General features: G+C 70.1%; 14 protein-coding genes. 11 read left to right on the forward strand and 3 right to left on the reverse strand.

The window, feature by feature from the left end:
• Positions 1 to 39 precede the first annotated feature (39 nt).
• Together ACWGR4_RS05185 and ACWGR4_RS05190 are read left to right on the forward strand one after the other, a co-directional pair.
• Positions 40 to 1,416 (forward strand): FtsW/RodA/SpoVE family cell cycle protein, encoded by a 1,377-nt coding sequence (locus ACWGR4_RS05185; protein ID WP_452133368.1) that lies wholly within the window; start codon positions 40 to 42, stop codon positions 1,414 to 1,416.
• Positions 1,413 to 2,882, forward strand: coding sequence for a peptidoglycan D,D-transpeptidase FtsI family protein (locus ACWGR4_RS05190; protein ID WP_452133367.1), 1,470 nt, complete (start codon positions 1,413 to 1,415; stop codon positions 2,880 to 2,882). Before ACWGR4_RS05185 ends, ACWGR4_RS05190 begins: the two co-directional genes overlap by 4 nt.
• Before the next feature lie 43 nt (positions 2,883 to 2,925).
• Here the strand turns inward: ACWGR4_RS05190 and ACWGR4_RS05195 are convergent, their stop codons facing one another.
• On the reverse strand, positions 2,926 to 3,534 hold the full coding sequence (locus ACWGR4_RS05195; protein ID WP_380000690.1) for a TetR/AcrR family transcriptional regulator: 609 nt from the start codon (positions 3,532 to 3,534) through the stop codon (positions 2,926 to 2,928).
• A 138-nt stretch (positions 3,535 to 3,672) separates the two neighbouring features.
• On the opposite strand from ACWGR4_RS05195, the gene hpnH reads away from it, so the two are divergent.
• From hpnH to ACWGR4_RS05215, 4 genes are all read left to right on the forward strand, one after another.
• Positions 3,673 to 4,677, forward strand: a complete 1,005-nt coding sequence (hpnH, locus tag ACWGR4_RS05200; protein WP_380000692.1) for an adenosyl-hopene transferase HpnH — start codon at positions 3,673 to 3,675, stop codon at positions 4,675 to 4,677.
• Between the two features lie 315 nt (positions 4,678 to 4,992).
• On the forward strand, positions 4,993 to 5,316 hold the full coding sequence (locus ACWGR4_RS05205) for a hypothetical protein (RefSeq protein ID WP_452133366.1): 324 nt from the start codon (positions 4,993 to 4,995) through the stop codon (positions 5,314 to 5,316).
• A 366-nt stretch (positions 5,317 to 5,682) separates the two neighbouring features.
• The gene (locus ACWGR4_RS05210) at positions 5,683 to 6,651 is read left to right on the forward strand and encodes a DJ-1/PfpI family protein (protein WP_380000696.1); all 969 of its coding nucleotides are present in this window, start codon (positions 5,683 to 5,685) and stop codon (positions 6,649 to 6,651) included.
• Positions 6,648 to 7,115, forward strand: a complete 468-nt coding sequence (locus ACWGR4_RS05215) for a GNAT family N-acetyltransferase (RefSeq protein WP_380000697.1) — start codon at positions 6,648 to 6,650, stop codon at positions 7,113 to 7,115. Before ACWGR4_RS05210 ends, ACWGR4_RS05215 begins: the two co-directional genes overlap by 4 nt.
• A 60-nt stretch (positions 7,116 to 7,175) precedes the next feature.
• On the opposite strand, the gene ACWGR4_RS05220 is transcribed toward ACWGR4_RS05215, so the two are convergent.
• A complete protein-coding gene (locus ACWGR4_RS05220) occupies positions 7,176 to 7,430 on the reverse strand; it encodes a hypothetical protein (RefSeq protein ID WP_078978779.1) in 255 nt (84 codons plus the stop codon).
• A gap of 49 nt (positions 7,431 to 7,479) precedes the next feature.
• On the reverse strand, positions 7,480 to 8,706 hold the full coding sequence (locus ACWGR4_RS05225) for an MFS transporter (protein ID WP_380000699.1): 1,227 nt from the start codon (positions 8,704 to 8,706) through the stop codon (positions 7,480 to 7,482).
• A 260-nt stretch (positions 8,707 to 8,966) separates the two neighbouring features.
• Here ACWGR4_RS05225 and ACWGR4_RS05230 point away from each other — a divergent pair, with 260 nt between their 5' ends.
• The 5 genes from ACWGR4_RS05230 (at position 8,967) to ACWGR4_RS05250 (ending at position 13,391) form a co-directional block, all read left to right on the forward strand.
• Complete coding sequence (locus ACWGR4_RS05230) at positions 8,967 to 9,740, forward strand: acyl-CoA thioesterase (RefSeq protein WP_452130806.1); 774 nt, start codon at positions 8,967 to 8,969, stop codon at positions 9,738 to 9,740.
• Between the two features lie 42 nt (positions 9,741 to 9,782).
• Entirely contained in the window at positions 9,783 to 10,169 is a 387-nt protein-coding gene (locus ACWGR4_RS05235; protein ID WP_380000703.1) for a VOC family protein, read from the forward strand.
• A 132-nt stretch (positions 10,170 to 10,301) separates the two neighbouring features.
• Complete coding sequence (locus ACWGR4_RS05240; protein ID WP_452130807.1) at positions 10,302 to 11,081, forward strand: enoyl-CoA hydratase/isomerase family protein; 780 nt, start codon at positions 10,302 to 10,304, stop codon at positions 11,079 to 11,081.
• Between the two features lie 3 nt (positions 11,082 to 11,084).
• Complete coding sequence (locus tag ACWGR4_RS05245; protein WP_452130808.1) at positions 11,085 to 12,017, forward strand: SDR family oxidoreductase; 933 nt, start codon at positions 11,085 to 11,087, stop codon at positions 12,015 to 12,017.
• Positions 12,018 to 12,260: 243 nt separating this feature from the next.
• Positions 12,261 to 13,391, forward strand: coding sequence for a magnesium and cobalt transport protein CorA (locus tag ACWGR4_RS05250; protein ID WP_380000708.1), 1,131 nt, complete (start codon positions 12,261 to 12,263; stop codon positions 13,389 to 13,391).
• Positions 13,392 to 13,446: the final 55 nt, after the last annotated feature.

Raw genomic sequence — 13,446 nt, forward strand, 5'->3', positions numbered from 1 at the left:
TCCGGTTACCCACGGTCACTTGTGGGAACTCCAGAGCGCATGTCCAAATGGCGGCGACGCAAGACGGCGGCAGGCGAGCCCCTGCCGCCGACGCGGCGCAACACCGAATTCCTGCTGCTCGTGTTCGCGGTTTTGGTCCCGGTCTTCGCCTACGCGAACGTCGGCCTGGCCAGGCACGGCTCGATCCCCCCGGACACCGCGAAATACGGCCTGGGGCTGGGCCTGCTGGTCCTGATCGCGCACATCCTGGTCCGCTTCTTCGCGCCCTACGCCGATCCGGTGCTGCTGCCGATCGCCGCCCTGCTCAACGGCCTGGGACTGGTGTTGATCTACCGACTCGACCTGGAGACGCCGAAGGTGCAGGCCGCGTCCTCGCAACTGGTGTGGTCGGCCATCGGGGTGATCCTGTTCGCGGCCGTGATGATCGCCGTGCGCGATCACCGCTCCCTGGGCAAATACGCCTATCTCGCCGCCGCCGTCGCGCTGTTCCTGATGATCGTCCCGGTCTTCTTCCCCGCGATCAACGGCGCGAAGGTGTGGATCCGACTGGGCGCGTTCTCGTTGCAGCCCGGCGAGTTCGCCAAGATCATCCTGGTTGTCTTCTTCGCGTCCTACCTCGCCGGCACCCGCGAAACGCTGATGATGATCGGGCACCGGTTCTGCGGTGTGAACCTGCCCCGCGGCCGCGACCTGGGACCGGTGCTCGCGGTGTGGCTGGCCTCGGTCGGCATCCTGGTCCTGGAGCGCGATCTGGGCACGTCCGTCCTCTACTTCGGCGCGTTCGTGGTGATGCTCTACGTGGCCACCGCCCGAATCGGCTGGATCCTGGTCGGCCTGATCCTGATCGCCCTGGGCGCGTTCGTGGTCGGCTCCGCCGAACCTCACGTGCACAGCCGCGTACAGAACTGGCTGGACCCGTTCGCGAGCATCCACGCGGGCCTGGGCCCGGGGCAACTCGCCCAGTCGCTGTTCTGTTTCGCCGCCGGCGGTCTGCTCGGCGCCGGGCTCGGCCTGGGCCACTCGATCCTGGTCGGGTTCGCCGCCAAGAGCGACTTCATCCTGGCCACCGTCGGGGAGGAGTTGGGACTCACCGGGATCGCCGCGTTGTTGGTGCTCTACGCGCTCCTGATCGCCCGCGGCTTCCGGGCCGGGCTGACCGCGCCGGACGCGTTCGGCTCGCTGCTGGCCTACGGACTCTCCGCCGTGCTGGCGATCCAGGTGTTCGTGGTCGCCGGCGGGGTGACCGCGCTGATCCCGCTGACCGGCATGACCATGCCCTTCCTCGCCCAGGGCGGCTCGTCCGTGGTCACCAACTGGGCCCTGATCGCCCTGCTGATGAAGATCAGCGACCGGGGCCGCCGCCCGCTCACGCCGATCGAGGAACCCGTACCCCTGCCCGAGGAGGTGCGCGCGTGATCGTCACCGCCCGACGCGCCGCCGGATTCTGTCTGCTGCTGCTCCTCGCGCTGCTCGGCAACGCGACCTGGGTGCAGGCCCACAAGGCCGACGCCTACGACCACATGGAGGGCAATCGCCGTCCGCAGATCATCCGTTACCAACAACCGCGCGGCGACATCCTGGTGGCCGACGCGCCGATCACCGGATCTCCACACACGGCCGAATCCTTCGACCTGGCCTACGGACGCAGCTACACCGACGGACCGCTCTACGCCCCGGTCACCGGCTACGCCTCGCAGCTCTACGGCACCTCGCTCCTGGAGGGCGTCGAGGACGACATCCTCGCGGGCACCGATCCGCGCCTGGGCGCCTGGCCGGTGATCACCGCCGTCACCCGCAGACGCGCCGCCGCCGGCAACGTGGCCACCACCATCCTGCCCGCCGCCCAACAGGCCGCGTTCAACGGCCTCGCGAGCACCGGCAACAAGGGCGCGGTGGTCGCTCTCGACCCCACCACCGGCGCGATCCTGGCCCTGGTCAGCACCCCGTCCTACGACCCGGGCACGGTGGCCGGCGCGAACAAGGCCGCCCGCGCCGCGTGGGCCGCGCTCGACGGCGACCCCGACCGGCCGATGCTCAACCGCGCGCTGCGCGAGACCTATCCCCCCGGCTCCACGTTCAAGGTGGTCACCGCCGCCGCCGCGCTCGCCTCCGGCACGGTCGCCGATCCCGACGAGCCGACCACCACCCCCGACCCCTACCCGCTGCCGGAGACCCACACCCTGCTCGGCAACGAGGCCGACGGTTGCCGCAACGCCTCGCTGCGCTACGCGCTGACCGTGTCCTGCAACACGGTCTTCGCCAAGCTCGGGGTGGACATGGGCGCCGAGGTGATGCGCCGTCAGGCCACCGCGTTCGGCTTCGACGACCCGAAGTTGCGGATCCCGGTCGCGGTCACCCGGAGCGTGTTCCCCAAGAGCCCCGACCGACCGCAGACCGCGCTGTCCTCGATCGGCCAGTTCGACACCCGCGCCACCCCGCTCCAGATGGCGATGGTCGCCGCCGGCATCGCCAACGACGGCGAGGTGATGCGCCCGTACCTGGTCGAACGGCTCACCCGCGACGACGGCAGCACCGTACGCGGCACCGAACGGCAGACCCTGGCCCGTGCCGTCCCCGCGTCGGTGGCCCGCCGACTCCAGCGCATGATGCAGGACGTGGTCACCACCGGCACCGGCGGCAACGCCCGGATCGACGGCGCGATCGTCGGCGGCAAGACCGGCACCGCCCAGCACGGCGAGCACAACCGCGCTGTGCCCTACGCGTGGTTCATCGCATACGCCAAGCCGAGCCCCGACGCGAAGCCCTCCGTCGCCGTCGCGGTCGTCGTGGAGGACGGCGCCGCCGACCGCGCCGACATCACCGGCGGCGGCCTCGCCGCCCCGATCGCCAAGGCCGTGATGACCGCCACCCTGTCCCGATGACCGCCCCGCACCCCGCGCCCCGGCCGCGGCGGACCCGCCCCGCTCAGCTCTTCCGCAACCCCGCCAACACCCGGTCGATGACCTCCCCCACCTCGCGCCGCGCCACCGCCGGATCGGCGGCACGCGCGGTGTACAGGCTCGCCTCCGAGATCAACGAGGCCAGCAATCGAGCCAGCGGCGGCACCGGCAACTCGTCGATCTCGCCGTTGTCCATCGCCTGCCGCAACCACGCCGCGAGCAACCCGTGCCCGTGCTCATCCACCAGCGCGTCCCACGACCCGGGCCCCAGCACCGCCGGGCCGTCCACCAGCACGATCCGCTGGAAGTCCCCGGTCGTACACACATCCAGGAACGACTGGAACCCGTGTCGCAACTGATCCCAAGGTTCACTCGGATGGTCCTGGGCATGACTCATCTCGTGGGCTACGAGCGCCTCTGCCGCCTCGGCCGCGACGGTCTCCATCACGGCGCGGAACAGGTCGGCCTTGTCCTTGAAGTGGTGATAGAGCGCACCCCGGGTCACCCGGGCCTGCGCCACGATCTCCTCGGTGCCGGTCTGTGCGTAGCCCCGGGTCGCGAACAACTCACGGGCGGCGGCCAGCAGGGCCGCACGGGTGTCTGCGACATGTTGTGCCCGACGCGTGACCGCCATACAACCCCCACGTGACGTACAGCCTGTATGTTGAAGATGTTGTCATCATCGGGCACCCCCGGGCAACGACGCCACGCCGAGCACGGTTTCAGCGGACGCCGACGCCCCCGGGTACGGGGATAGAGAGGTGCGACGGTCATGGGCCTGCCGCTGAACCTGGCTGTGAAAATCGGTACGCATCTGGTCAAGCAGAAGATCAAGCGCGTGGACAAGTTCGCGATGATCGTGGAGGTCGAGCCGCTCTTCGCGTGCAACCTCAAGTGCGGCGGGTGCGGCAAGATCCAGCAGCCGCACGACGTGCTGCGCAAGCGCATGTCGGTGGAGCAGGCGGTGGCGGCGGTCGAGGAGTGCGGCGCCCCGATGGTCTCGCTGGCCGGCGGCGAACCGCTGATGCACAAGCAGATCGACCTGATCGTCGAGGAACTGCTCAAGCGCAAGAAGTTCGTGATCATCTGCACCAACGCGGTGCTGCTGCCCAAGCACCTGCACAAGTTCAAGCCGAACAAGAACTTCGCGTGGATGGTGCACATCGACGGCCTGCGCGAGAAGCACGACCAGGCGGTGGCCAAGGACGGCGTCTTCGACGAGGCCGTGGCCGCGATCAGGATGGCCAAGGCGGCCGGATTCCAGGTCTACACGAACAGCACGTTCTTCAACACGGACTCCCCCGAGACCATCGTCGACGTGCTGGACTTCCTCAACGACGACCTCAAGGTCGACCGGATCCAGATCTCCCCCGGATACGCCTACGAGAAGGCGCCGGTACAGAACCGCTTCCTCGGCGTCGAGCAGACCCGCGCGTTGTTCAAGGCGGCCTTCTCCGGCGGCAAGCGCAAGAAGTGGCGGCTCAACCACTCCGCGCTGTTCCTCGACTTCCTCGAGGGCAAGCGCGATTTCGAGTGCACGCCGTGGGCGATCCCGTCCTACTCGCTGCTCGGTTGGCAGCAGCCGTGCTACCTGATGGGCGACGGCTACGTGCAGAGCTACAAGGAGCTGCTCACCGACACCGAGTGGGAGAACTACGGTCGGGGCAAGGACCCGCGCTGCGACAACTGCATGGCGCACTGCGGCTACGAGCCGACGGCCGTGCTGGCCACGATGGGTTCACTCAAGGAGAGCCTGCGCGCGGTGGTCTCGGGCTGAACCGCCCACAAACGCCACACAGCGGAAATTGGGAGGCTCGGGCACCCCTCACCGGCGCCCGAGCCACCACAACCTGATGAAGCGTGAGCGTAGCGGAAGCCGCGTTGACACGTGTCGCATGGGGGGCGTCCGAACCAAATCTTGACTCTTTTCTGCACGTGGACACTGGCGTGTCGGGTAGCTTCGTCCCGCTGTCGGCCCACCACGGGGCCGGGGCGACACCGCGAGGCGCGTGTTCCGCGGGGTTCGAAATGGGGGCTTGTCCAGATGGTTCAACGTTTTCTTCGGCGTCTCGCCGGTCCGATCCTGCTCGCCGTGTTCGCGGCGGTCCTGACCGCGGCGCCCGCGCAGGCCGCGCCCGACCGGGCGCAGGTGCGTCAGGTCTCGTCCGCCTCGACGCAGACCTCGCTCACCTCGACCGGCGTGTCGACCGGTGTGCAGACACTCGCGGACACCTCTGCTCGAACCACCGCCCAGCGCGCCTCGGTTCCGCAGCTGCACCCGGCCAAGACGAAGAAGAAAAAGAAGAAGAAGAGCTTCTTCAAGAAGGCCGGGAAGTTCATCTTCGCGATCATCGGCATCATCGTGCTCGCGATCATCATCTTCTTCGTCTGGCGCGCCCTCAAGCGCCGTAGCTGATCGACTGCCGGTCGACCACCGCCACGCCATCCGCCGGCGGTCGTCGACCGATCCGCCTCACGAAACACCACGCGCGCCCGGCCGGGTCCCCCCGGCCGGGCGCGCGTTTCGCGTGTCCGGCTCCGCGCCGGACCGCATCAGTGGTGCCACGACGGGGACTTGCCCCCATCGCGCGTATCGGCCGACCGCCCCAGGGCGGACAGCACACCGAGAATCACCGTGATCACCAGGAAAATCGCCAGAACCGTCATACCCCGAGCATGCCATTTGCTTGCACATGCATCGAGTGGCTGGACTGCCTGATTACCGCAACATCCTGCCACTCGCACTCTGTCCTCGCGATCATCGCGCCGGCATGCTGGTCGCATGCTGCGCAATGTGGTCGTAATCGTCCAGGACGGGGTCGCACCCTTCGAACTCGGGGTGCTGTGCGAGGTGTTCGGCATCGACCGAAGCGAGGAGGGCTGCCCGGTCTACGACTTCGCGGTCTGCGCGGTCACCCCCGGCCGGGTGCGCACCAAGGCCGGCTACGACCTGTACGCCGAACACGGCCTCGACCGGGTCGCCGACGCCGACCTGATCGCCATCCCGGCCGCCGTCGAGCACGACGAACGGGTGGCCTCCGACCCGGTGCTCCTGGACGCGTTGCGGGCGGCCGAGGCCCGGGGCGCGTGGATCATGAGCGTGTGCACCGGCGCGTTCACCCTGGCCCGGGCAGGCCTGCTCGACGGCCGCCGCTGCACCTCGCACTGGAAGTACACCGACCGCCTGGCCCGGCTGTTCCCCCGGGCCGTGGTCGAGCCGGACGTGCTCTACGTCGAGGACCGCCGGGTGATCACCAGCGCCGGCACCGCCGCCGGCATCGACGCCTGCCTGCACCTGGTCCGACTGGAGGACGGCAGCCGGGTCGCCAACACGATCGCCCGCCGCATGGTCGTACCGCCGCACCGCGAGGGCGGCCAGGCGCAGTACATCGCCCGCCCGCTGCCCGGGCCGACCGGCAGCCCGCTCCAGGCCACGCTCGCCTGGATGACCGAGCGCCTGGCCCGGGACCTGACCGTCGAGCGCATGGCCGAGCACGCGCTGATGTCCCCGCGTACCTTCGCCCGCCGCTTCCAGCAGGAGACCGGCACCACGCCCTACGACTGGCTCGTCGCGCAACGCGTGCTGCTCGCCCAGGAGTTGCTGGAGGAGACCGCACTGTCGATCGACGCGGTCGCGGAGCGCTCCGGTTTCGGCAGCGCGGCGACGCTGCGCCACCATTTCCTGCGCCGCCGCGGCACCACGCCACAGAACTATCGCCGGACCTTTTGTCCAGGGAGCGCCACCGCATGACCGCACCGACGATCCGCGCCGCCCGCGCCGACGACTACGACGCCATCGTCGCGGTCGTCGACGACTGGTGGGGCCGGCCGATGACCCCCGCCCTGCCCCGCCTGTTCCTGGACCACTTCCACACCACGAGCCTGGTCGCCGAGGACGTCGACGGGCTCGGCGGCTTCCTGATCGGCCTGCTCTCGCCCGCGCGTGTCGACGAGGCGTACATCCACTTCGTCGCCGTCCGCCCGGACCTGCGCCGATCGGGCCTGGCGGCCGAGTTGTACGAGCGCTTCTTCGCGCTCGCGCGGGCGGCCGGGCGGGTCCGGGTGCGGGCGATCACCGGTCCGGGCAACACCGGTTCGATCCGCTTCCACACGACGATGGGCTTCACCGTGCACGGACCGGTTACGGACCTGGACGGGCCCGGTCGGGACCGGATGCGGTTCGAGCGGAGTCTGGATGTCGGACCGGGCGCGTAGCCTTCGAGGTTCGACGGTCCGGTCCGGCACCCTCTTGCCCCTGTCCGGTCCGGACCGTCGTCAGGACAGCCGGGCCGCGGCCCGCAGCGCGCGCATGACCTTGAACCGGTTCGGCCCCAGCACCATCATCGGGTGCGCGTGCAGCGCGTGTATGGCGTTGCGTTCCGCGCGCACCGCCGCCGACCACTGCCGGGTCAGTTCGGCGTCCAGTCGCCCGGGGTTCTCGCGCGCGAAGGTGGTGACCACCTCGGCCGCGTGGTCGCGGTCCCGCTGAAGGGCAATCAGCTCCGCCGGGATTTCCGCCGCTTCATACATGCGGATCATCGTAGGTGGCCGAATGCCCGACACCTAGGACATGCGTACATCACATATGCCGCGAATCCTCCGGGGTGGTCGCCGGCGTCGCCTCCGCCGGCGGCCCCGTCTCCCCGCGCCCCGCCGCGCAGTACAGCGCGACCGCCACACCGAGCGCCGCGGTCCCGAGCAGGATGAGCCGATAGTCCACCACGACCAACAGACCCGCCACGCCGAGCACGGCGAACGCCGTGGGCGCGAACATGATCGTCCCGGCCGTCGCCGCGACCCGGCCCACCAGATGCGTCGGCGTCTCCCGCTGCAACACGGTCATCGCCGCCACGTGCACCGCCGGCAACCCGAACCCGTTCAGCACGCTGCCGGTCGCCACCGCAGGCAACCACGGCAGCGCCCGCAGCCCCACGGCGATCGCGAACAACACCAAGCCGAGCACCGCGAACCCCTTCGCGCCCAGCCGCCGGATCAGCGCGCCGGCGGCCAACCCGGCCGCCACCGAGCCCGCGCCCTGGGCCATGTACAGCACCCCGGCGAACTCGGGCGAGCGGCCGAGCCCCTCGTCGACCACCGCGTAGACCGCCCCACCGCTGATCCCCGACACCACCATCGCCAGCCCGCCGGCGACCACAAGGCGGCGCAGCGGACGGTGCGCCCACAGGTAGCGCACCCCTTCCGAGGTCTCCGCCACCCATCCGCTCGCCGGGCGTTCCCGCACGGGCTGTTCGAAGCGCATCAGCGTGAACACCCCCGCCGCGAGCACGAACGTGCCCGCGTCCAGCAGTGCGACGGTGTGTCCGCCCGACCACGCGAACAGGCCCGCGCCCGCGAGCGGGGCGATCAGTTTCATGCCCTCGGAGGCGCTGAGCCGCAGCCCGTTCAGATCGCCCAGGATGCCGGGCGCGACCGCCGCGGAGAGCGCGGTCGACTCCCCCGCGTCGATCAGCACGAAGCCGAAGCCGTAGCCGAGCATCACCGCGAACAGGATCCACACCTGTGCCTCGGACCGCACGGTGAGGGTCGCGGTGAGCAGTACGGCGAGCATCGTGTTGACCACCACGAGCAGCCGTTTGGCCGGCCATCGGTCCGCGAACGCGCCGAGCACCGGGCCGAGCAGGGTCGGCGCGAACACGCCGAGCGCCATCAGTGCGGCGATGCTGTCCGATCCGGTGAGCGTCTTGGCCCAGATCCCGGCGACCAGGGTCATCGCGCTGCTGCCGAAACCGGAGATCACCACCCCGCTCAGATACAGGCCCGCGTTGCGGTCCCGGAGCACGTTCATCCCACTCCACGCCACGCTTCACCACGCCCCTCGTCGTCGGTGTAGCGGCCGTCATTGCTCTACTTGCAGCCATGAGCAGCGCCGTCAGCCGATTCGTCGCAGAAGTTGAGCCCACCAGACTCAGGCCCGAGGGGGTCGAGCGTAGTGGACCGGGGGCAGCCGAAGTTGAGCCTTTCGCACTCAATCCCGAGAAACTTGAGTCCAGCGGGCTCAAGTTCGACCTTTTCGAAGGTAAAAGTCCCGATCCGGACGCGTTCCGAGTGTTCGGCGGTTGGCTCGTCGCCCAGGCCCTGGCCGCCGCCGGGGCCACCGTCGATGCGGACCGCGTGCCGCACTCGCTGCACGCCTCGTTCCTGCGGCCGGCCGACGCGACGCTGCCGCTGACCTACCGGATCACCCGGACCCTCCAGGGACGCACGCTGAGCCACCGTCGGGTCGACGTGCTCCAGGGCGACAGGATCGTCGTACACCTGGTCGCGTCCTTCCGGGTGACCCGCCCCGAGAGCCCGTTCGACCACGCCCCGAGCGCGCCCGCCGCGCCCGACCCGCACACGCTGCCCACCCTGGAACGGCTCCTGGACACGCTGCGCGGTCCGCTGCGCAGGCCGGGCCTGGTCCGGTACAACCCGATCGACATGCGCTTCGTCGACCCGCCGACCTGGGCGGACGAGACGTTCACCGCCCGCCCGCCGCACAACGCGCTGTGGTGTCGCACCGACGGCGAACTCCCGGACGACCCGCTGCTGCACGCGTGCGCCGTCGCCTACGCGACCGACCTGACCTTCCTCGACGCGCTGGTGCTGCCGCACGCGAACACCCTGGCCGGACGCTGGATGCCACGGGCCAGCCTGGACCACACGATCCGCTTCCACCGCCCGTTCCGCGCCGACGAATGGTGGTTGTTCGACCAGGAGGGCACCACGCTGCACGGCACGCACGGCACGGTGCACGGTCGATTGTTCGACGCGGCGGGAAAGCTGTTTGCGACGGTCGGTCAGGAGGCACTGTTCGGCGAGCCGGTCGAACACCGGTAGCCGGGCCGCCGACGGCCGGTGGCCCCAGCCGAGGGAGTTCGCATGTCGCAGCTCGGATTGCAGGTCGGAAAGGTCTCGCTCAACGTCAGCGACCAGGACGCGGCCAAACGTTTCTGGGTCGAGAAGATGGGCTTCGAGGAGGTGCTGGACACCCCCATGGGCGAGGCCGGCAGCCCGCGCTGGATCGAGGTCCGCGCGCCGGGCGACGGCATCACGCTGATCCTGTTCAGTCAGCGCTTCGACATGGAGAAGGTCGGCAGCCTGAACAACGTCCTGTTCACCTGCGACGACCTGCAGCGCACCTACGCCGAGCTGAGCGCGAGGGGCATCGACTTCCCGGACAAGCCCGCACAGCAGGAATGGGGTTGGTGGGCCACCTTCCGCGACAACGAGGGCAACTTCTACGGCCTGACCCAGCGCAACCCCTGACCGGGCGCCGCCGCCGACCCGGTTACCGGCCCCGGCCGTGGCCCGCGCGGCCGACTGTGATCTTGGCCGCTTGCGCGGCCCCCGGGCCCACGCCTCTCGATTCCTGTGCACCGTTGGGATATCCCGGGTGTCATGGCGGACAAGCTGCTCCTCGACCACGACGGTCCGATCGCGACGATCACCAACAACAACCCGGACCGGCACAACGCGTTCGACGACGAGATGGACGCGCTGCTCTGGCGCATCCTCGGCGAACTGCGCCAACGCCCCGAGATCCGGGCGGTGATCTGGCGCGGGGAGGGCAAGTCCTTCTCCTCCGGCCGCGACGTGTCCTCGATCGGCGGTCACCGGGTCGAGGACACGCACCACGAGTTGATGACGCGCGGCCATCGCGGCATCCAGCAGCTGTTCGACCTGGACGCGCCGGTGCTGGTCGCCTGCCAAGGCTGGTCGATCGGCGCGTCGTTCCAGCGCGCGCTGCTGTGCGACATCCGGGTCGCCGCCGAGGGCGCCCGGTTCATGCTCCCGGAAACCACCCATGGGGTGATCCCGGACACCGGCGGGGTGGCCCGCCTGTTCCAGATCTGCGGCCACGGGGTGGCGGCCGACCTGGTGCTGACCGGGCGGCCGATGGACGCCGCCGAGGCGTACGCGCACGGCATCGTCTCGCGCGTGGTGCCCGCCGACGCGCTGGACGCCACCGTGCGCGAGATGGCCGAGCGCATCGCCGCCGCGCCGACCGTGACGATCAAGACCGCCCGCCGGACGCTCGCCCGGCTCGCCGAACCCGCGGTGCGGGCCTCGATGGCCGACGAGTTGATCGCCCAGACCTTCGTCAACAAGTCGGACGACTACGCCGAGTTCCGCGCCGCGCGCGCCGAACGGCGGCCCGCCCACTACACGGGGAGCTGACCCATGACCGAGACGAGCGGAACGAGCGGGACGACCGGAACGAGCGGGGCGTCCGACGGCATCATCGGCCTGCCCGAGCCGCCCGCCCTCGGCGCGAGCGCGCTGCCCGCGGGCACCTACGCGGGCCGTACGGTCCTCGTCACCGGCGGCGGCACCGGCCTGGGCCGGGCGATCGCCCTCGAATTCGCCCGCCTCGGCGCGAACCTCGTCGTCGCCAGTCGCAAGGAGGAACACCTGGCGGCGGCCCGCGAGACGCTGGCCGAAACCGGCGCGAAGGTCCGCACCGTGAGCTGCGACATCCGCGAACCCGAGCAGGTCACCGCCGCCTTCGACGCGGCGGTCGAGTCCTTCGGGCCGCCCGACGTGCTGATCAACAACGCCGCGGCCAACTTCCCCGTACCCGCCGAGGAGATGTCGCCCAACGCCTGGCGCACGGTCGTGGACATCACCCTCAACGGCACCTACTTCTGCGCCCGCGAATTCGCCCGCCGACACCTGGCGGCGGGCACCCCCGGCTCGATCGTCAACATCGGCGCGTCCTACGCCTGGACCGGCGGCCCCGGCTTCGCGCACAGCGCGGCGGCCAAGGCGGGCGTGAAGAACATGGTCGAGACGCTCGCGGTGGAGTGGGGCCCGTACGGGATCCAGGTCAACGGACTGGTCCCGGGCCTGTTCCCGCACGAGGACATGACCGCCGACATCAAGGGCAACCTCGCCGGCACCCACGACAAGGACCCGTGCCAGCCCGCCATGCGGGTCGGCCGGCTGCGCGAACTGGGCTGGGCCGCGACGTTCCTGGCCTCGCCCTACGCCCGCTTCGTCTCCGGGCACACCCTGGTCGTGGACGGCGCCAACTGGCAGCGCCGCGGCCTGGTCAACCCGCCGGTGGTCACCGTGCGGCAGCAGATGGGCAAGGGGCCGTTCGTGCTGCCGTAGCCCCACTCCGGCCGGGCCGGGGCGCCTCGATCCGCCCCGACCCGGCCGGTTTCCACCGAGCCCACCCGGCGCATACCCGACGGATTCCCACGGGCCCGCACCGGGCGATGCCCTGAATGGCATACATACGCGATATCTGCGCGGAAATATGGACAATACGAAGAAGAGCCGACCGCGACTCCCGGCGCGGGCGGCCCGATGTGGTGTCCGTGCTCGTCGCCGCCCAGTGTCCCGGAGCCCCGCATGTCCGATCGGCGTCTGCCCTTCCGCGCCCGCAGGCACGGCACGCCCGAACCGCCCGAGCGCTCGATGGACCCTCGCGCGGCGGACATTCCCGAGCCCCCGCCCGTCGAGCACAGCCTGATCGACACGGCGATCTACGTGGAGGGGGTACGCGTCGCCTCGCCGACCACCCTCGCCGACACCTACCGCGAACTGCACGCCCGCCCGGGTGCCATGGCCTGGATCGGCCTGTACCGCCCCTCCGAAAGCCAACTCCTCTCCGCCGCAGAGGAGTTCGACCTGCACGCGCTGGCCGTCGAGGACGCGATCGTGGCCCACCAGCGCCCCAAGCTCGAACGCTACGGCGAGACCCTGTTCGTCGTCCTGCGCGCCGCCCGCTACCTCGACGACGTCGAGGAGGTCGACTTCGGCGAGCTGCACGTCTTCCTCGGCCGCAACTTCGTGGTCACCGTCCGCCACTCCGAGTCCCCCGACCTGTCCGCGGTGCGCCGCTGGGCGGAGGAGCGGCCCGAACTCCTGCGCCAGGGCCCCGAGGCGGTGCTCTACGCGATCCTGGACAGCGTCGTGGACGCCTACGCCCCGGTCGTCGGCGGACTGCAGAACGACATCGACGAGATCGAGGCGGAGGCCTTCCTCGGCGCCCCGAACGTCTCCCGGCGCATCTACGAACTCTCCCGCGAGGTGATCGAGTTCCAACGCGCGACCCGCCCGCTGCTGCTCATGCTCGCCGACCTGTCCACCGGCTTCGACAAGTACCACGTGGACGAGGAGCTGCGCCGCTACCTGCGCGACGTCCAGGACCACGCGACCATCGCGGTGGAGCGCGTGGTGGGCTTTCGCCAACTGCTCGAAGGCATCATGCGGGTCAACGCGGTGGTGGTGACCCAGGCCCAGAACGAGGAGATGAAGCAGCTCACCGCGGCCAGCAACGCACAGAACGAGGAGGTCAAGAAGATCTCCGCATGGGCGGCCATCCTATTCGCACCGACCCTGATCGGCACGGTGTACGGGATGAACTTCGACCACATGCCCGAATTGCACTGGGCGTACGGCTACCCGTACGCGATCGGCCTGATGCTCGTGGTCTGCGCCGTCCTCTACCTGATCTTCAAGCGCCGGAACTGGCTCTGAGGCACCGGAAACCACCGGCGCGTGCCATTCCCGACATCAAACCTGTCGTGATCTG

The organism is Embleya sp. NPDC055664 (assembly GCF_053618075.1).